Here is a 19712-nt window from a genome sequence, read left to right as displayed (position 1 = left end):
CGCTGACGTAACACTTTTCGTAGAAATTGACAGTTTACCCTAGTGGGTATATTCATAGCGAATGGTCACTATCCATAGTAAAAATAGTATGGATAGTCATACGCTGCAATTGTTATAACTTACTGATTATTAGATATTCACTGCCTCCGTATTGCTTAAATCACCTCGAATATCTCTTTTCTGCATATTAATTATTTTTCTCCTCCCTTGATATTTACAATATATTTACATAATCATAACAAAGGTCTGACATCGGACCTGTTTGGACATTTGCCGTTCATAAAGGCCGGCTCAATGAGATTAAAGGTTGATACGATTCTAATTCGTTCGATAAAAGGTCGTGGAATAGAAGGTCGATACGAGTGAAGGTCGTGCGATTAAAGGGGAACACATGAAAACAATTAAAAGAGTGTCACTACTACTCGCTGTGATTTGCATGGCATTTGCCAGCCATGCTTCAGCATCCACATACGCAAAAACAAAATACCCTATAGTGCTAGTACATGGCCTATTTGGGTTTGAAGATATCTTATTTGTAGATTACTTCTACAAAGTACCGCAAAAGCTGACACGCAATGGTGCCGTTGTTTACATTGCCGAAGTATCACCTGCAAACTCAACGGAAGTGCGTGGTGAGCAGTTATTGAACTATATAGACGAAGTGCTTGCATTATCAGGCGCTGAAAAAGTGAATTTGATTGGGCACAGCCACGGTGGTCCAACTGCACGCTATGCGGCAAGCGTTGCACCAGATAAGGTTGCTTCAGTAAGCTCAGTAGGCGGTGTGAATTGGGGCAGTAAAGTCGCAGACCAACTGCGTAATGCTATTGCTGAAGATTCTTTTCAAGAAGATGCTGCTGGAGTTGTTGTCAACGCGTTTGCCAACATTATTGAGTTTGCCTCGGGGTCAGATCCTAGAGACAAACCCACCGACGCTATTGCTGCGTTGAATTCGTTATCAACGGATGAAACCGTGAGATTTAATCAACGCTACCCAGAGGGTATGCCATCGGCGTACTGCAGAAATGATGGCAAAATGCTGGCGGAAAATGGGGTGTATTATTATTCATGGAGTGGAGGTAAAACTTTTACCAATGCCCTTGACGTTGTTGACCCTTTCTTAGCCATTACCGGCACTGCATTTAACGAAGCCAATGATGGATTAGTGGCTACCTGTAGCTCTCACTTAGGTAAAGTACTGCGAGATAACTACAGAATGAACCATCTTGATGAGGTTAATCAAAGTTTTGGTATTACCCACTGGTTTGAAACCAACCCAGTGAATGTGTTCGTGCAGCAGGCTAACAGACTGAAACGTCAAGGGCTGTAGTGAAAGCGGCGGTTATAGGAGGGGGGCTATTAGCCCTCCTTATCATTGTTGTGTTACTGACGGTTGCTACACCACAGAGCGATACAGAAACTTCTGTGGTGTCTACTTCAGACCCACAAAGCACCACTAGCAACGGCGGATCCCCATCGTTACACGCTGCTGTAAAAAGCACTGCTGCAAGTAAGGCAGCCTCATCCACTGCTGAAGGTGAAAATACCAAAAACCTCATTCCATTTGTGCTAAATATTTGGGTAAAGGACAGGTTCGAGCTCTTTATTGCAGAACACGCTGAGCAAGCGCCGTTGGCCGTACAAATTGCCTATGTGACCCACAGTGAATCGCTACATACCAAAGATACCCATGATTACGCAGTAGACTTGTTTTCCCGTTTTGTTAACTACAAAGTGGCATTAGCCAGCGAAGATGTAGAAATAGATACGGATCACACATCACTCAAAAGTGTTCAGGAAAAGCTAGACGCCCGATATGATTTACGACGGCAGTTTTTCAGTCATCAAGAGTATGAATATTTATTTGGTAGTGATGCGGCCTCTGATAACGATGCGCTAGCAAGGCTTGCCATAGCCCAAGACAACACCCTTACTCGTGAGGAAAAAAAGAACACCATCGTCGAATCTCTCGCTATTGCAAGCGATAGTAAAGCCTTTAAGCCGACGGTTGATATGCACAGAATTCAACAAATAAAGCAGCAATACCGTGATAACAATTCTCGCTTTAGCGCAATAAGCGCTGAATTTGGTTATGAAGTGGCCGAGCGTTTTAATACATTGTGGGAAAAGCAGGGCGCGTGGGAACAAAAAGTAGAAGATTACCGCGCACATATTAAAAAGCTGGAAAGCGCTAATCTTTCAAAGCAAGAATACAGCAAATTGATACGAGAATATGAGACCTCGGATTTTACAGAAAATGAAATTAAGCGTCTTAGAGTAGTTGTGAACGGCAATAATCAATAATTGGGCAAACAGGTATAACCATTCAGTGACTGAATAGACTCACCTTAATTTAGAGTGATTTGATCCCTGTTTTACTAAGTTCTAATCTACTTAAAACAAATAAGGCCCTATAAGTATGAAAATTTACGAAACCAAAACCGCACCCAATCCCCGTCGCGTTCGCATGTTTCTCGCCGAAAAAGGTATCGATATGGACTATGTTCAGGTCGATATCCAAAAAGGTGAAAACTTGAGTGCAGAAATGCGTGCGAAAAACCCCCTTGGTAAAATACCTATTCTTGAGCTTGACGATGGAACATGCATTGCAGAAACAGATGCAATTTGTACCTATTTTGAGGCGCTTCACCCAGAGCCATCATTAATGGGAAGTAGTGCACTTGAAAAAGGCACTATAGCAATGTGGCAACGGCAAGTAGAGCTGGCACTTATGCTTCAAGTTGGCATGTGTTTTCAGCACACCACAGGCTATTTCAAAGATCGTATGGTGCCAGTCCCGGAATATGGCAAAGAAGCGGGTATTAATGCGTCTAAGTATCTCAATATTCTTGAGCGCAGGTTAGAACTCAATACGTTTATTGCAGGAGACACATTCTCGATAGCAGACATAACCGCCTTATGTGCCATCGATTTTGCCCGGGTTGTTGATATAAGAATTAAAGATGAACAAACCAACCTTCTTCGTTGGTATGACAGTGTGAATAGCAGAGCGAGTGCCAAAGCCTAATGATTGACCTATATACAGCAGCAACACCGAATGGCTGGAAGGCCTCCGTAGCACTGGAAGAAATGGGATTAGAATACTCTGTTGTGCCCGTTAATCTCTTGAAGGGCGAACAGAAAACGGCATCGTTTCTCGCTAAAAACCCTAACGGTCGCATTCCGGTAATTGTGGATAAAAGTGAAGACGACCACGTGGTCTTCGAATCTGGCGCCATAATGATTTATCTAGCAGAAAAAAACGGTATGTTTTTACCCAGTGATGTGAAAGGGCGCAGCAAAGTGTTGCAATGGTTGATGTTTCAGATGGGCGGCGTAGGGCCGATGATGGGACAAGCCAATGTTTTCTATCGATACCTAGAAGAAAAAATGCCCATAGCTATCGATCGCTATCAAAACGAAGTACGTCGACTGTTTACGGTGTTAGATGGTCACCTCGCCAACCACGAGTACTTGGTTGACGATTACAGTATTGCTGATATGGCAAACTGGTGCTGGGTAAGAACCTACGAATGGTCGGGAGCCAGCATTGACGGGCTGGATAATCTCATTCGTTGGAAGAACAGTATTGAAGCTCGTCCCGCTGCGAGGCGCGGCGTGGAAGTCCCTAATAAAATAGACAAAGAAGCTTTGCTGAAAGGTGCAAAAAACGTGGTAACTCGGTAGTGCAAGTTTGTTAGTAACACTTAAGATGGCTAACCACATTTAGTGGGTCTTTGCAGGCATAACTCACCAAAAAATAAAACATTAAATATTACTTGGTGGCTTATGCCTGTTATTGAAAACAACATGGCAGTCATGTAGATTCAACAAAAAAAAGCCCTACTAATAAGTCAAAAGGACATTTATGAGACGGATTTTAGGGGCCATTTTGGCCTTTTATTCTTTATTTATTTCTGCAAACGATCAGCTTCCCCTCGATTATTTTATCAAGCACGGTGATTACCTCGATCTTCAGCTCTCCCCAGACGGCAAGCATTTAGCTGCGCGGGTACGGGCAGACAACAAAGTTATTCTTGGTGTTTTGTCTACAGATACTATGGCGATTGTCGGCGGGATTCGTCCTCAAAATAACGACATTATCCATAGTGTCACGTGGGTAAATAGTGAGCGCCTTTTATTTGAATATGCTGAAAAGCAATTTTCTTATGATAGACCAGTACCCACTGGTGAGCTTTTCGCTATGAATGTTGATGGCAGTAAAACAGAAATGCTTTATGGCTATAGAGCAGGAGATGCAAAACTAGGCAGCCGTTTATCAAGTCGAGATGATGTGTTGGCCAGTCAAGAGGTGCTAAGCCTTTTAGAAAATGATGAAAGACATATTTTAATCACTGAATATCCATGGGATAAGCAAGGCGATGTTTACTATGACAACCGAGTAAAACAGCCCATCATTAGTAAGTTAAATATCTCTACAGGTAGAAAGCGAAAAGTAGACGTGCTGCCGCACAACCGCAGCAGCGCGTTGGCAACAAAAGATGGCCAGGTTCTATTTATGCGTTGGCAGGATGAAAGCGGCATCTTCCACGCAGCATATCGAGATAGCAACGACAGTGAATGGAAAAACTTAGGCGATGCGTTTAGCGTAGCTCAAAACCTAATTCCACGAGGCTTAAGTGAAGATGAGAAGTTCGTTTATTTATCAGGCTTTACTGGTGAAGAGGTTATTTATACCTACTTTAAGCTAGACCTTGAAAGTGGAGAGTACACTGAAATTTTTGACTCTCACGCTACCGATATCGAGCAAGTATTATATGACGAAAATGGTATGCCTGCAGTGGGCGTCACTTACCCGAATAAGTCTGAATATGTGTACGCGAAAGAAGAAAGTAGAACACGAAAAATTCATAAGCTATTAGCCGACGCTTTTGGCGATCAAACTGTTGCCATTGCTAGTCATACAAGAGATTGGAAAACACTACTTGTACATGTACGCAGCGATGTAAACCCCGGTGAGTACTACCTATTCGATAGTGAAACGCTAGATGCGCAATTTATATGGGCAAACAGCTCGTGGATAGACCCTAGATTACTAGCGCCGATGAAGCCGATTAGCGTTGAAGTATCAGATGGCGAAACAATTAATGGCTACCTGACCCTTCCAAAGCAATCAAGTGAGGAAAAGCCTCCTTTAGTGGTGATGATCCACGGCGGTCCACATCAAAGCGGTACCAGAGATTTCTGGGACTACAACAGCGAAACGCAGTTTTTAGCCAGCCGTGGTTACGCGGTTTTACAAGTGAACTTTCGCGGCAGTGATGGTTATGGAGAAAGGTACAAGAAGTTAGGTTATCGCGAGTGGGGCGGTAAAATGATTGATGATATCAACGACTCTGTGAAATGGGCTATCGATAAAGAGTACGTAGATGGAAACAACGTTTGTGCATACGGAGCGAGTTACGGTGGATACGCGGCGCTGATGTCTGCGGTAAAAGAGCCAGACCTTTACGAGTGTACAATTGGGTATGTGGGCATCTACGACTTGCAATACATGTTTACAGAAAGTGATATCCCTAATAACTGGGGCGGTAAAGCGTATTTAAAGCGTGTATTGGGCAGCGACAAAGAGCAATTAAAAGCCTACTCGCCCTTGTACCATGCAGATAAAATCAAAGCGAATGTAATGCTTATTCATGGGTCTAAAGATAGACGAGTGCCAGAAATTAACTCAGAAGCACTGTCTCAAGCGCTTATCAGAGCAGGTAATCCGCCAGAGTATCTTCAATATTCTCAGGCAGGCCACGGTGTGTTCGATGAGGAAGATAGGCGAGAGCTCTATCAGGGGTTAATTAACTTTCTGGATAAAAACTTAAAGAGCTAGCACGCTCTTATTGAAAAAAACGCCCCATGAGGGCGTTTTTTGATCCTGGCCTCTTATTACCTAGAGGACGATAGGTGACCCTTATTGCTTTTTTTTGGGGGAGGGGTTTTTAAAATAGTCCCATAATGCTTCTATATGTTCAGGGCCAATTCCGCAGCAGCCTCCAACGATCGACGCTCCCGCGTTAACCCACGTTTTTGCATAATGTAAGTATTGTTCTGGGGTTACATCGTTGCGCAGTGATGAAAGCAATGCATTAGCCTCATGTTGACGGTTGCGCTCAGAGAAGCTGTTGGCGTAGGCACCGATACGTATGCCACTGTTCATTTCACGGGTTATAGCAATGGCGTCTTCCATTTCTTCTGGTTGAGAGCAGTTAAATAAAACTGCATCAACACCATCAAGTGTTGCAGCAATGTGGGCTAGTGGCTCTTCAGAGCGAAGCTTTGGCGTTTCTGAGTCGCTGTGTCTATTGGCAAGAGAAAAAGAAAGCCAAATAGGTAAAGTAGAATATTCTCTTAGCATAGAGACAACGGCATTGGCTTCTTCAATTGACGATACGGTTTCAATTAACCAAAAATCCACGTCATCTTGCTGGCCTTTTATCAAGGGACGTAAAATGTTTTCAACCTGACTTTTATCAAATAAATCGGGGCGATATGAGCCAAATGCAGGTGGAATGCAGCCGGCAAGTAGCGGTGTGTTTTTTTCTTGTGCGTCCTGCTCAGTGACAAACGCGTCTATTTCTTGTCTCGCAATACGAGCGGCTCGTTGAGCTAAAGAAAGACTTTGCCCTTGAAATGCGTCGTCACCAATATGAAAAGGCACAATAGCATAGGCATTGGTTGTGATTATCTGAGCGCCGGCATCTAAAAAGTGGCGATGAACTTGCGCTACTTTTTCAGGGGACTGCATAAGCGATAGCGCGGACCACTCGGGCTGCTTGAAGGGAGCGCCCACACGCTCTAGTTCTCGCCCCATTCCGCCGTCTAAAATGTCTATGTATTCAAAGGGGTCTGTCATAACTCGCTCTTCAATAATAATTTGCAACTAAAGGAAGGTTTGCGCTTCCAATGGATTGAGCTTTTGCTCCCACTAGCCCTTCTATGATGCGCGGCGATGTAATGCCTCGCATGTCTCGTTTGGCAATTTCATTTTTTGTTTGCTCAACAAGTCGCGTTTTAACCCTCTTAGGTAGCGCACCGTCAATGATAACGCCATCAATGTCAAGTAAGCTCATCGCGCATTGTGCTGCATAAGCAAGACCTTGCGCTGCAGAGTAAACCCAATTATCAATCACGCTCTCTTCTATGTTCCAGTACTCGGTAGAGCTGTAAATTTGCCTGCCCTCTGCGCCAGTATTATCAAGCGTATTTTCTAAAACATATAATGAAGACTGTGTTAAAAGTTGATGTTCCTCATTGCCGTTAAAAAATGGTAAAGAACCTACCGCGCCGGCATTTCCCGATCTTCCCGTAAAAAGTGTGTCGTTAATAACCACACCACCGCCAAGAAATGTACCTACAAATAAATACAAAAAGTGCGAGAAATGGGCTGCATTACCGAATGACATTTCTGCACTGCATGCGGCTGCCGCGTCATTGCGAACGAATACTGGCAAAGAAACAAGAGATTCTAGTGCTAATGTCGGGTTGAATTGCTTCCATTGTTCTAGCATTTCTTTCGGTGCCCCGGCTTCTTCTGCCCAAGTCCAAATTTCGAAGGGCATGGCCACACCTAACCCGCGAATTCGAGGTAAATGGTCAGCAGCAATGTTTTTCGTCAACATGTTAATAGCGCGTTCTGTAAACGACATAAGCGTATCAACCGTTGGATAAGCCACCTTTTCTTTGACGGTAGCGCGAACATTTCCACAAAGATCTATAAGGGTCATATCAAAACTGCGTCGACCTACTTTTAAGCCTAGGCCAAACGCGCCGTCGGCATTAAGGCTGAAAGGCACCTTTGGTTGCCCTACTTTTCCCTTAATTGGTGCATTGCGTAACACCAAACCGTCGCTTTCTAACTTTTTAATAATTACCGTGGCAGATTGTGCAGAAAGGCCAGTTAATTCAGCTATTTGAGCTTTTGGTAACTCTTTATGCTTATTAATCAGCGAGATGATGGCCCGTTCATTGTCCGAACGATTATCTGCCAAATGTGTTGCCATAGTTAACTTGCTCTCTAGTGTAAAAGTAGTTGTTCAATGAGAATTATTAAAACATTGAAGTTTGCTTTGGGTGTGAGTTTTACCTGGTGATGTTAAATAAAAATAAGGCTTTCCCATCGCGTTTGTTAACACAGTTTACGGCGAAAAGTTTGACACACCCAACAGTGCTCGTGAACCAGAATGTAACCTATAAACACCAATGGGTCACTAATCTTCACCTAAAGTATACAATTTTTGTTGTCTTTATTTTAATTAAGTCAATTAGGTTGATTTAATTAAAAAGAAAGACAATACTATGCCCAATTGAATAACTAATTAACGACTTATTAACGTAAAGTGCGATACGTGAAGTGTGCACTATGGTTGTATGTATAACGAATAGAGTGAGGCTGGTATGAAAATATTATGTTTAGGTGAAGTACTTATCGATATGTTAAGCCAAGGTGCGGCGCCAAAAGACGGTGACATACCGGCAATGAAGCCCTTTCAACCCTATGCAGGTGGTGCGCCAGCCAATGTTGCTGTGGCAGTTGCGCAGCTCGGTGGACACAGTGCTATGGTATCAAAAGTGGGTGATGATACCTTTGGCGCTTTTTTAAAAGAAATGCTTGAGCATTATAAAGTTAATACCGATTTTGTATGGACTACCTCACAAGGCAATACAGCATTAGCGTTTGTGAACCTAGATGAAGACGGTGAGCGTTCGTTCGACTTTTATGTGGATAATGCAGCGCATAAACACATTACCGAGCAAGACCTGTCTACTATCGACTGTAATAAAGATGCGGTACTGCACTTTTGCTCAGGCTCTCTTGCCGGTCCAGAGTTAATACCGGGTACGGAGTTTATTTTAGACAAGGCGCGCCAAGAGGGCATGATGGCGTGTTTAGATATCAATTACCGCCCTGCTTTTTGGGACGACACAGCTAATGCACCTTCAAGAATAGATGCGGCAGCGAAACGAGTTTCCATTTTAAAGGCAAGCCGTGAAGAGCTCGACGAGCTATACGGTGCAGAAAATGCTGATGCGAAAGTACAACAATGGCTTGAGAGCGGCGTAAAAGTGGTATTGGTGACTGACGGCGGTGAGCCTATTCACTACATCACGACATCATTTAGCGGCACGTTAGCGTCGCCCAAAATGGATGTTAAAGATACAACGGCGGCAGGCGACTCCTTTATCGGTGGGTTCCTTTATTACCTATCAACCAAAGTTAAAAATGCTGACGAATTTGATAGCTGGGCATCAAGTTTTGAAAATGTAAGCGAGGCCACTGAGTTTGCGATTCGCTGTGGTGCATTTACCGTAACTCAATACGGCGCGTTTAGTGCATTGCCTACTCAGCAAGATATCGCGAAATAGCAAAATAGCCACGGTAACAGCGAAGCCAACGGCTAAGCCGATAGACAAGCTAAGCGTTAAAAAAGCGAAGCGCTAAATGAGCTAAGCGCAGAATATGTAAAGCGCCAAGCAACGCAACAAAGAGCCTGTTACGCTACTAAGTAACAGGCTCTTTTAATTAACGCTCTATCAGTTCTTTTAGTGCGTCTAAGGTATCTGCTTCATTCGCAGGCTTGTCCCAGCGTATCCGATGAATTCGCGGGAAGCGAAGGGCCACTCCCGATTTATGACGACTGGAAGGGTGCACTGCATCAAAAGCGACTTCGAAAACCAGCTCTTTTTTCACTTCTCTTACCGGACCAAACCGGCCAACCGCATTGCGTCGCACCCAATTATCTAATTTTTTCAATTCTTCGTCGGTAAAGCCTGAGTAAGCTTTGCCAATAGGCAATAATTGCTCGCCTTCCCATGCGCCAAAAGTAAAGTCTGAATAAAAGCTTGAACGTTTTCCGTGTCCTCGTTGCGCGTACATGATCACCGCATCTACTACTAAAGGGTCTCGTTTCCACTTATACCACTGGCCTTTAGGTCGACCGGGCACATAGGTACTGTCGAGTCGTTTAATCATTAGCCCTTCAACCGATCTGTTGTCGCAAACCGTGTTATGAAGGGCGCGCAAACTTTCGGGCGATGATGCACGTAAGGTGTTAGATAAAAATAGCCGAGGCGGCTTCTTTTGCTCAAACCAAGAGGCTAATTTTTTACGCCTAGCCTCCAATGTTAAGGAAGTCAGCTTTTCTCCCTCTAGTACAAGGGCATCGTAAACAATAAGCCCGACCGGGTTTGACTGCATTAAGGGTTTGGTTGGCTTTTTCTTGTTAAGTCTTTGCTGCAGCGCATTAAACGTATCAACGATAGGTTCTGATGTAGACGAACTGCTGGCCATATCTGATGCACTGGCAGTAGCCTCCTCAGTATTGTGAATAACCAATAGCTCGCCATCTAGCACCATATTGCCGCTCATTTCGTCCAATAAATCAGGGAATGAGTGACTGATATCGTCGCCAGTTCGAGAGAACAGCGCCTTTTCGCGCTCTTGTTCATCAGTGGAATTGGTTGCGAGCTTTTCACTTTCTTTATCCTTACTAGCAAGCTCGGTATTCACCGCAAGCTGTACACGAATTCCATCGTACTTATTTTCAATTTGCCAAAGGTTGGCATCAAAGGTGTCGATATCATTGTCTTCAATGGGGTGAGAAAGCATGACGGGATGAAACGTGACGGCATTTTCTATATCAGGCTTGTCAGCCTTCCCTTCTAACCACTGTAGAAGCTCGGTATACGGCGGGTTTACAGCGTGCCATAAGGTTTCTATCTCTTTAATATCTTTGTTGCCGTAGTCGGCCAATATTTGCTTTATTGAGCGTGCTGATACGCCAATGCGAAGCCCTCTAGTGCCTAATTTCAGCAGTGCCCAGCGCTGTGACGGTGTCATCATGGTTAGGTATTCGGCCAGCGTTGCAGACACTTTCTGTTTAGATACAGTAGCAAAAGTATCTACAATACTATGCAGAGACGGTAAGGGTGACACAGGGCTATTGAACGGCCATAGATGCGCAACGGTTTCACTCACTTCGCCCACATAGTCATAACTCATCGCAAATAGGGCGGGGTCGGTATGCTCGGTAATCAATTTTTTCACGGTATTGCGTTTAAAAAAGTCAAATCGCAGGGTGCCTGCCATGGCCGCAATAGCCCAGCCTCTATCTGGGTCTGGCGTATTTTCAATATAGTCTGCAATAAGCTGCGCTTTTGCTTTCGTTCCAGCGGTAAAGTACAGCTGCTCTAACAGGTTACTAAACGCCTCCATTAATCACCTCCTTGTTCTTCCTCGTCATAGCCCACCAATGACAATGCTCGGGCTTTAAACCCCATCTTTTCAGCTTGATACATCAGCGCATCTTCTCTTCCGTGAGTCACCCACACCTCTTTCGGGTTGACTTCCTCGATAGTTCTAAGTAGTTCAGGCCAATCACAATGGTCGGAAATAATAAGAGGGAGTTCGGCATTTCGCTGCTTCGCGCGGGCGCGAATTTGCATCCAGCCCGATGCCATCACCGTGCGCACATTAGGAAGACTTCGCGACCATCTATCTGCCAATGCAGAAGGCGGAGCAATCACAATTTCTCCCGCGAGCTCTTTTTTATCGTCAACCTGCGAGACGGGAATAAGTTCGCCAAGGTCAATATCAAACTGTTGGTATAAATCGCATAACTTCAATTGAGTGCCATGCAGATAAATAGGCTTGTGGTAGCCTGCCTCTCTAAGCGCAATAATTAAACGTTGGCACTTGCCTAAGGCATAGGCGCCTACCAGATGACACCGAGTGGGGAATACCCGCAGGGAGTGAAGCAATTTCTCTATTTCGTTCTCAATGGGTGGGTGTTCGAAAACAGGTAGTCCAAAAGTAGCCTCGGTAATAAGCACATCGCAAGGTACCACCTGAAAAGGCGGGCAGGTGGGGTCGTGACGTCGTTTATAATCGCCAGATACCACCACGCTATAGCCACCGTATTCTAAGAGTATTTGCGTAGAGCCTAATATATGGCCCGCGGGATAAAAGGTTACCGTCACACCATTAAAGGTGAGCTTTTCACCTAATGCTATAGTGTGTTGTTTTTCGGCCATATCCTCGCCGTAGCGAGTTTGCATAATGGCTAGGGTTTCTACGCTGGCATATACCGTATGGTGTCCTGCCCGCGCATGATCAGCATGGCCGTGAGTCACTAACGCTGTGTCTACTTCGGTCATGGGGTCGATGTAAAACCCACCCGGTTCGCAGTACAAGCCAGTATTATCAGTTTTTAACCATGTTGATGGATGCACAGGCAGCGTTTCCCTCTGTATTTGCAATAAATGTACATACGACAGAAAAGATAAAGCGACCACTTAGCCTGCACAGCTCAAGTTTTTACTTCGCCCAACAGGCCCTAATGTTTATCAAAGAAGTCTTTGTTGCGAATGTATTTATGCATGTAGTGATATGAGATGGGGGAAATCAGCCACTGAGAAATAACCCGATATAGCCGCCATATAGGCTTGGCGTTGTCGTAAACACGCTCGTTATGTAACCAAAGCGAGCGCCCAAGATGTTTAAACAACCCCGGAATAGGTGGGAGGAAGGTGACGATATCTAGGTCACAAACAACTCTAAATGTGCGGTGATGAAGTAAGTAATGCTTAAAGAATCGACGATAGCTGGTAGAAGGTTGACCAAAGGTGACAACGCGGCGCACACTTTTAGGAAATGCCAATTCAAGGCGCTGCGCTGCTAGCACCGCCATGGCACCGCCGGAAGAATGCCCAGTAAATGTTATGCGCTTGCCCGCGCAAATCAGTGGTGCCAATTTGGCTTCGATATCTTCATATATACTGAGCGTTGCGCTGGTTTTTTTATTGTCAGCAGGCAAGGAGATAGTAGTCTGACTTTTTTGATTGAGCAGAAGCTGATAACCAAAATGAACATAGCCGTTGTGCTTTGATTTATCTTTAAAGTTTCCCTTTGCTTTACTTGGGAAAATACAAAAGTTGAGTAACCAATCTCGGATGGATTGGGTGCCCCTAAACAGCACGATAACTTCTTTTTTCTTTGGGCGGCAGAGAATGCGTGCCACAACGGTGCCCCGTGAATCGCACACAGCATGGTGCTGATGGGCTGAAAAGCCCAGTGATGAATAGTCAAATTCTTTCGGATATGCCAACTTACACAGTACGGCATAGCGTTCGTACTGATACCGCTTAAGTTTCTTCAATGGCTAATGTCTTTCACATGCATTCATTGGGTTGACGTACGCATTACGCCGCCTTATTTTTCGAATCGAGGTGTCTAAGGTCTAATTCAGACACCGTTTCTTGTTTGGTATACACAACCCAGTCTATTAGCTGCAAGTTTCCGGCGTTGTCTTCAACTAGCGCAGAGCAATTTTCTATCCAATCGCCGTCGTTCACATAATGAATTCCATTCACCATATCTGACTCCGGGTGGTGAATGTGGCCGCAAATGACGCCGTCAAGCTGTAGTTCTTTTGCCCGCTTAGTAGTAGCGTTTTTGTACCGTGCTATGGCCTTATTTGCGCCTTTCACTCGCTGCTTAATGTAGCCTGCTAACGACCAATAGCTTTGTTTTCTCCAGCTTCGCAGCAGGTTAAACCAACGGTTTGCAAATAGCAGCGCATCATAGGCCTTATCGCCAATCCAGGCGTGAAAGCGGCCTAAAGTCACATCGCCATCACATTGATCGCCATGCAACACCAAGTAGCGCTTGTTCGCTGCGGTTTCATGTACGTACTGGCGCTTTATCTCTATATCGCCAAACTGCATTCCTGAATACTTTTGTAAGGGGGCATCGTGATTGCCCGGCAGAAAGATGACTTTTGTAGATTCATGACTAAGCTGGATAACTTTATGTATCACTTCATTGTGCGCATCTGGCCAACGAAACTGTTTGCTCATCGACCACATGTCTACAATATCGCCCACTAGGTAAAGCCTGTCGCAGGTCATATTGTTGAGAAAGTGAAGAAGAAATTCTGCTTTGCAGTCTTTGTTGCCAAGGTGTGTATCTGAGATAAAAACGCTTCTGAAGTGAGGAGCCTTAATCATTGAAATGCTCAAATAATCATTTGGTGTGGGCATACCCTAACCAATCAACTTGACAGTTAATTGACACCTTCATGACGATATCGTTACGGTGCTGTTCTGAAATGAGGGCACTGCATCAATGGAGGACAGCAGGCCGCGACAGCAGTTCGTTACAACAGCTCGTTACAACAGTCGCCTACAACAGTAAGGTGAGAGCTCTCTCGTTAAAGTACTTTATCTACATGCCTTCTTTTGTTTGCAAGGGCGCGAAAGTGCATGAGGATTGAGGAAGTTAGCCGGTGCAAATAAACCTTGCTGGTAAACCTAACTGGGTAACCTGCGTATAACGAGTAAAAAATGGAAGTAAGTTAATTAATGAAATCAGTACCTCCTGTATTTGCCAAGTGGTTTAAAAAGAAAGGGTGGCAGCTTCGCGATTATCAGCGGGATATGCTTGTTGAAAAAGACCAGCATGATTGCACCTTGCTTATTGCACCCACAGGAGCGGGAAAAACATTATCAGGCTTTCTACCGAGTCTAGTAGAGTTAGATGCGTTGCTGAGCACGTCTAACTTCACGGGGTTGCACACCTTATATATTTCTCCCCTAAAAGCGCTCACCCAGGATATCCATCGCAACTTGCTGCAGCCTATTGAAGAAATGGGGTTGGGAATTAGCGCAGAAACGCGAACCGGAGATACACCTTCCCACAAACGTCAGCGCCAGCGTAAAAAGCCGCCGCATATATTATTGACCACGCCTGAGTCGCTGATGTTAATGCTGAGCTATGCTGATGCAGATAAACTATTTGGCAAGCTGAAGCGGGTGATCATAGATGAAACCCACAGCTTAATGGCGAATAAACGTGGGGACTTCTTGTCATTAGCGTTAGCGCGGCTTTCTGTGTTATCGCCAGCCATGCAGCGTATTGGTTTATCAGCCACCGTGGCCTTCCCTGAAACACTTGGCGCCTGGCTAGCAGGCAGCGACAGTACCGCCAACATTGTTAAAGTAAAGGCAGGGGAGAAGCCCAAGGTAGATATGCTGCATTCAAAAGCACGAATGCCCTTTGGTGGGTTTATGGCGCGCTATGCCATTGATGATATTTACCAGGCAATAGAAAAAGCGAAAACCACGCTGGTGTTTGTAAATACCCGAGCGCAGTCGGAATTGCTGTTTCAAATGCTATGGGAAGTCAACAAACTGGCACTGCCTATTGCCCTTTACCACGGTAGTTTAAGCAAAGAGCAACGTCGCAAAACCGAAGCTATGATGGCAAGCGGTATGCTTCGCGCTGTGGTGTGTACATCCGCCCTAGAGCTGGGCATAGATTGGGGCGATGTGGATAAGGTAATACAAGTGGGGGCGCCGAAAGGGGTAAGCCGATTATTGCAGCGTATTGGGCGAGCAAATCACCGACTAGATGAACCTAGTGAAGCGCTGTTAGTCCCAGCGAATCGCTTTGAAGCGCTAGAATGTCAGGCTGCAATAGATGCTATTAACAAAGGTGAGTTAGATGGCGATGCCCCGCACTCGGGGGCGCTGGATATTATTCCCCAGTTTATTTTGAACTGTTTGTGCAGTCAGGCTGATAAACCTGACACCTTGTACCAACAAATTCTTAATGCTACCCCTTACCAAGGGTTAGACAGAAGTGATTTTGATAAACTATGGCAGTTCACATTAGATGGCGGCAGTGCCCTTAATGCCTACGAGCGCTATCAGCGGTTATTGGAGAACGACGACGGTACGTTTTCCCCAGCGAATCGGCGGGTGATCCAGCGGCACAGGCAAAATATTGGCACGATTGTGGAATCTGGCCGTCTTAAAGTTAAACGAATACGCCGTGGTAATCAGGGCAAAATTATTGGTGAAGTGGAGGAGTATTTTGCTCAGCAGCTTACCCCAGGTGATACATTCTACTTTGCCGGTGAAGTACTGAAATACGAAGCAATAAGAGACATGCAGCTTCACGCGAAGCCTGCCAAGGCAAAAGAGCCTAAAATACCGAGTTACGGTGGCGGGCAAATGCCGTTGTCTACGTATTTAGCAGATGGCGTGAGAGGGATTTTAGCTGATAGTTCGAAGTGGAAAGCACTGCCTAAACAAGTTCAAGAATGGTTAACCCTGCAAGAGGCTTTCTCTCAACTGCCTAAGCCCGGTAATGTATTGGTAGAGCAATTTCCATTTCGACAAGCGTATTACACATTGTATTACACCTTCGACGGACGAAAGGCTAACCAAACCCTTGGCATGTTGTTAACCCGTCGTATGGAAAAGATGAGTATTAAGCCCCTTAGCTTTAGCGTTACTGACTACGGGCTATCAATAGCGTCGGTGAACCCAATTACACAGCAGCAGCTTCAGCGCTTGTTCCAGCCCGATATATTGGGCGACGAGTTAGAAGACTGGATGCTGCAGGCACCTATGCTAAAACGGTCGTTTCGCCAGGTTGCTGTGGTGAGCGGGCTGACTGAGCAGCGCTATCACGCCAGTCAAAAAACCATGAAACAGGTAACGTTTTCGACAGATTTAATTTACGACACCTTGCGTGAGCACGACCCCGACCATATTTTATTAAAAGTGGCGAGAGAGGACGCAGAGCGAGAGTTGCTAGATTTATCCAGGCTGGCAAACCTGCTTATTCGCTACGTTGATAGCGCGACCTTGGTCAATTTAGAAAAAGTGTCTCCCATGGCTATTCCCATTGTGCTGAATGTTCGCAGTGAACAAATAAAAGGCGCAGGGGCTCAGGCAATTATAGAGCAAGCAGATTTGTACGCTGAGGCTGAAAACATGCTAGAAGACGTACGCGCACTGCTTTCGCAAACACAATAATAGGTATTCATTGGCAATCAGCGACAGTTGGCTAACGACTCAGTTAGCAAAAAGAAAACTCAGTATAACCAAATTTGCAGGGCTTCTGTGGGTGCTAGATGCTAGAGGCGTGGCGTATTTGCCGGCGCTTGATTGGCTGGTGGTGTCAGATTTGCATTTAGAAAAGGGAAGCTACTTACGAAGTTATGGAAACCCGCTGCCAAGTGTAGACTCTCAAGCAACCCTCAAGCGCCTAGCGCTTATTATTGAAGACTATCAGCCGGCAAGAGTTATTAGTCTAGGCGATAGTTTTCACGACAAACACAGCATGGCTCGAATGACAGCTGAAGACCGCGTCTTTCTATGCAATTTAGTATCGCAAGTGACGCAGTGGAGCTGGGTGGAGGGCAATCACGATCCTGACCTGCCAGAGGGTATCCCTGGTGAAGCTTGTGAGGAGATACATCTTAACAAAGAGGGAGCTTATGATGTGGTGTTTCGTCATGAGCCCGAAGCTGGTTTAGAAAATAGTTTAGAAAGCAGCACAAAAACTGGCAGTAGGGCGCAAATTATTGGTCATTTTCACCCTAAAATGCGAACCGCAATCTCACGCAGGCGATACTCGGGTAAGTGCTTTATATCAACGAGTAAGCTATTTGTTATGCCAGCCTTTGGTCAATTCACCGGCGGCCTAGACGTCGAAGATGAGGTGATGCTGGCACTGCTGGCAAAAAACGAAAGGAATACGTTTATGATGTACGACGGTATTATTTTTAAAACATAGCGTTTGAAGCATCGCATTTAAAACTCAGGACAAAAATGGGGTCAGATTACAATTTAGAAGCTGCTTCCGCTCAGAAAAAAATGCACTCTGACCCCCATTTATTTGGGTTAGTCGCGCCAGCGTCTTGTTAGGTCATCATAGGCATCTATGCGACGGTCACGGAAGTAAGGCCAAATACGCTTAATCTGCTCGGTACGTTCCATATCAAGCTCGACTGATAGTGTAGTTTCACCCTCTGCTTCGGCCTTTGCCAGTATTTCACCCTGCGGGCCTGCTACAAAGCTCTGCCCCCAGAACTGAATACCTGGGTCGCCTTCAACAGGTGACGCTTCAAAGCCAGTACGGTTCGCTACGATAACCGGAACTGAGTTAGCCACAGCATGCGAGCGCTGAATGGTTTCCCACGCGCCATGTTGACGGGTGCGCTCCTCGGAAGTGTCGTTCACATCCCAGCCAATTGCGGTGGGATAAAACAACAAGTCTGCACCGGCCATAGCCATAAGACGGGCCGCTTCTGGATACCATTGATCCCAACACACAAGTACACCCAACTTTCCAACACTCGTTTGTATGGGTTCAAAGCCGGTGTCGCCCGGCGTGAAGTAAAACTTCTCGTAAAAACCCGGGTCATCAGGGATATGCATCTTGCGATATTTCCCGGCAATCTCCCTACTTCTATCAAAAACGACCGCGGTATTGTGATAAAGCCCTGAGCCACGCTTTTCAAAAAGAGAGGTAACCAAAACGATGTTGTGTTTTTCAGCGAGCTCACCAAAAAAGTCCGTGGCCGGTCCTGGAATTGGCTCTGCTAAATCAAAGGCGTCGGTGTCTTCTTGCTGGCAAAAATATAAGGTGCTGTGCAGCTCTTGTAGCAAAATGCATTCACAACCTTGCTCGGCAAGTTTAGCCACTTGCTCAGCACTTTTGTTCCAATTTGTCGCTTTGTCGTTATCGCTTACAGCCTGCTGCACAAGGCCCACTTTTAACTTATTTGGGGGCATGTAGTGATACTCCTTTCCTTAATGACTCAATGATGTCGTCTTTCAACGTATTTTTTGGCACTTGCATAGAAATGCAGTGCAAACTGCCGTATTGCTTTACGAGTACACGACAATCAATTGGTTCAACAATGTAATTTGGAAACGCTTTTTGAATAACATTAATCGCTTCCCTGTCTTCGTCTTGCCCGTAAATAGGGAGCAAAATAGCGCCGTTACAAATGAGATAGTTAGCATAAGAGGCGGGTAATCTATCGCCGTCCTCATTGTTGATGAGCGGTAGCGGTAAGCGGTACTGCTGATGCTCTGGAAGTGCACAGGCGCATTCTTCGCAAAGTGCCTTCAACCCTTTAAAGTGACTGTCATCAGGGCGATTATCACACGCTTGAATGACTAGGCCTGTATTAGGCGTAAATCGCACCAACGTATCTACATGACCGTCGGTGTCATCACCTTCAAGATGCCCATGTTGTAATACGGTAACCTTGCTACATCCCAATATATCGCTGAACGCATCAGCATAAGAAGACAACGGCATATCGCCATTGCGCTTTGGGTTTAACAAACATTGTGCAGTGGTTAGTAAATGCCCTTGATCGTCAATTTCGAGTGCGCCGCCTTCAGCAACAATAGGGCTGCTTCTTAGTACCGATTTACACAGAGCGGCCAGGTATCGCTGATTGGCAAGATTGTCGTCTTCAGCGTTAAATTTATTGCCCCAGCCGTTAAAGCGAAATTCCACTGGCGAGCCGTTTTTGTCGCTATCTAAGCAGGTTATAAACCCGTAATCCCGCACCCAGGTGTCGTTATATGTGGCAGGTACAATTAGTACCTTTGCATCAGGTGCAAGGCGCGCCGTGAGGTCGTCGATATCGGCGGGTGCACAAAGTAGTATTACCCCTGCATTATATCGGTTTATTGCAGTTATGACGTTGAGATAGGTGTCTCTGGCTTCTTCAAGCCATAGTGCCCAGTCAGTCTGGGCATGAGGCCATGCCAGCATGATAGCGTCTGCATCATGCCATTCTGGCGCCATAGTGCGTGTGCCCTGCATAGTTCATCCAAGTAAACAGTGAAAGGCTAAGTATAACTGTACCGTGCAGTCCCACCAACAC

Annotated in this window: 16 protein-coding genes; 8 read left to right on the top strand and 8 right to left on the bottom strand. The window is 45.4% G+C overall.

What is annotated here, in order from left to right:
- The first annotated feature begins 436 nt into the window (after positions 1-436).
- From JV36_RS0113930 to JV36_RS0113910, 5 genes are all read left to right on the top strand, one after another.
- The gene (locus tag JV36_RS0113930; protein ID WP_235207859.1) at positions 437-1330 is read left to right on the top strand and encodes a lipase family alpha/beta hydrolase; all 894 of its coding nucleotides are present in this window, start codon (positions 437-439) and stop codon (positions 1328-1330) included.
- Positions 1330-2304 carry a lipase chaperone family protein gene (locus JV36_RS0113925; protein WP_032097718.1) on the top strand — a complete coding sequence of 325 codons (975 nt, stop codon included), beginning with the start codon at positions 1330-1332 and terminating at the stop codon, positions 2302-2304. Before JV36_RS0113930 ends, JV36_RS0113925 begins: the two co-directional genes overlap by 1 nt.
- Before the next feature lie 115 nt (positions 2305-2419).
- Positions 2420-3028 (top strand): glutathione S-transferase family protein, encoded by a 609-nt coding sequence (locus JV36_RS0113920; protein WP_032097719.1) that lies wholly within the window; start codon positions 2420-2422, stop codon positions 3026-3028.
- The gene (locus JV36_RS0113915; RefSeq protein ID WP_032097720.1) at positions 3028-3687 is read left to right on the top strand and encodes a glutathione S-transferase family protein; all 660 of its coding nucleotides are present in this window, start codon (positions 3028-3030) and stop codon (positions 3685-3687) included. The genes JV36_RS0113920 and JV36_RS0113915 overlap by 1 nt, the downstream gene beginning before the upstream one ends.
- Before the next feature lie 181 nt (positions 3688-3868).
- On the top strand, positions 3869-5845 hold the full coding sequence (locus tag JV36_RS0113910) for an alpha/beta hydrolase family protein (protein ID WP_235207849.1): 1977 nt from the start codon (positions 3869-3871) through the stop codon (positions 5843-5845).
- 81 nt (positions 5846-5926) lie between these two features.
- On the opposite strand, the gene JV36_RS0113905 is transcribed toward JV36_RS0113910, so the two are convergent.
- Both JV36_RS0113905 and JV36_RS0113900 read right to left on the bottom strand, forming a co-directional pair.
- A complete protein-coding gene (locus JV36_RS0113905) occupies positions 5927-6868 on the bottom strand; it encodes a homocysteine S-methyltransferase family protein (protein ID WP_032097791.1) in 942 nt (313 codons plus the stop codon).
- Between the two features lie 10 nt (positions 6869-6878).
- The gene (locus JV36_RS0113900) at positions 6879-8015 is read right to left on the bottom strand and encodes an ROK family transcriptional regulator (RefSeq protein WP_052010369.1); all 1137 of its coding nucleotides are present in this window, start codon (positions 8013-8015) and stop codon (positions 6879-6881) included.
- A 394-nt stretch (positions 8016-8409) separates the two neighbouring features.
- On the opposite strand from JV36_RS0113900, the gene JV36_RS0113895 reads away from it, so the two are divergent.
- On the top strand, positions 8410-9378 hold the full coding sequence (locus tag JV36_RS0113895; protein ID WP_032097721.1) for a carbohydrate kinase family protein: 969 nt from the start codon (positions 8410-8412) through the stop codon (positions 9376-9378).
- Positions 9379-9535: 157 nt separating this feature from the next.
- Here the strand turns inward: JV36_RS0113895 and JV36_RS0113890 are convergent, their stop codons facing one another.
- From JV36_RS0113890 to JV36_RS0113875, 4 genes are all read right to left on the bottom strand, one after another.
- Positions 9536-11227: a cisplatin damage response ATP-dependent DNA ligase gene (locus JV36_RS0113890; protein ID WP_032097722.1), complete on the bottom strand. Its 1692-nt coding sequence runs from the start codon at positions 11225-11227 to the stop codon at positions 9536-9538.
- Complete coding sequence (locus JV36_RS0113885; protein WP_032097723.1) at positions 11227-12243, bottom strand: ligase-associated DNA damage response exonuclease; 1017 nt, start codon at positions 12241-12243, stop codon at positions 11227-11229. Before JV36_RS0113885 ends, JV36_RS0113890 begins: the two co-directional genes overlap by 1 nt.
- A gap of 104 nt (positions 12244-12347) precedes the next feature.
- Positions 12348-13169: a lipase family protein gene (locus JV36_RS0113880; RefSeq protein WP_032097724.1), complete on the bottom strand. Its 822-nt coding sequence runs from the start codon at positions 13167-13169 to the stop codon at positions 12348-12350.
- A gap of 43 nt (positions 13170-13212) precedes the next feature.
- Positions 13213-14016 (bottom strand): UDP-2,3-diacylglucosamine diphosphatase, encoded by an 804-nt coding sequence (locus JV36_RS0113875; protein WP_052010381.1) that lies wholly within the window; start codon positions 14014-14016, stop codon positions 13213-13215.
- A 357-nt stretch (positions 14017-14373) separates the two neighbouring features.
- Between JV36_RS0113875 and JV36_RS0113870 the strand changes: the two genes are divergently transcribed.
- Together JV36_RS0113870 and pdeM are read left to right on the top strand one after the other, a co-directional pair.
- A complete protein-coding gene (locus JV36_RS0113870) occupies positions 14374-16836 on the top strand; it encodes a ligase-associated DNA damage response DEXH box helicase (RefSeq protein ID WP_032097725.1) in 2463 nt (820 codons plus the stop codon).
- Positions 16837-16846: 10 nt separating this feature from the next.
- Positions 16847-17599: a ligase-associated DNA damage response endonuclease PdeM gene (pdeM, locus tag JV36_RS0113865; protein ID WP_032097726.1), complete on the top strand. Its 753-nt coding sequence runs from the start codon at positions 16847-16849 to the stop codon at positions 17597-17599.
- A gap of 107 nt (positions 17600-17706) precedes the next feature.
- On the opposite strand, the gene JV36_RS0113860 is transcribed toward pdeM, so the two are convergent.
- A complete protein-coding gene (locus JV36_RS0113860; RefSeq protein WP_032097727.1) occupies positions 17707-18600 on the bottom strand; it encodes a carbon-nitrogen hydrolase in 894 nt (297 codons plus the stop codon).
- On the bottom strand, positions 18587-19651 hold the full coding sequence (locus tag JV36_RS0113855) for an agmatine deiminase family protein (RefSeq protein WP_032097728.1): 1065 nt from the start codon (positions 19649-19651) through the stop codon (positions 18587-18589). Before JV36_RS0113855 ends, JV36_RS0113860 begins: the two co-directional genes overlap by 14 nt.
- Between the last annotated feature and the right edge of the window lie 61 nt (positions 19652-19712).

The organism is Alteromonas sp. LOR, from assembly GCF_000753865.1.
In the GTDB taxonomy this organism is placed as follows: Bacteria; Pseudomonadota; Gammaproteobacteria; order Enterobacterales; family Alteromonadaceae; genus Alteromonas.
The sequence above is the reverse complement of the archived record's forward strand: the minus strand, read 5'-3'. Positions and strand labels throughout refer to the sequence as shown.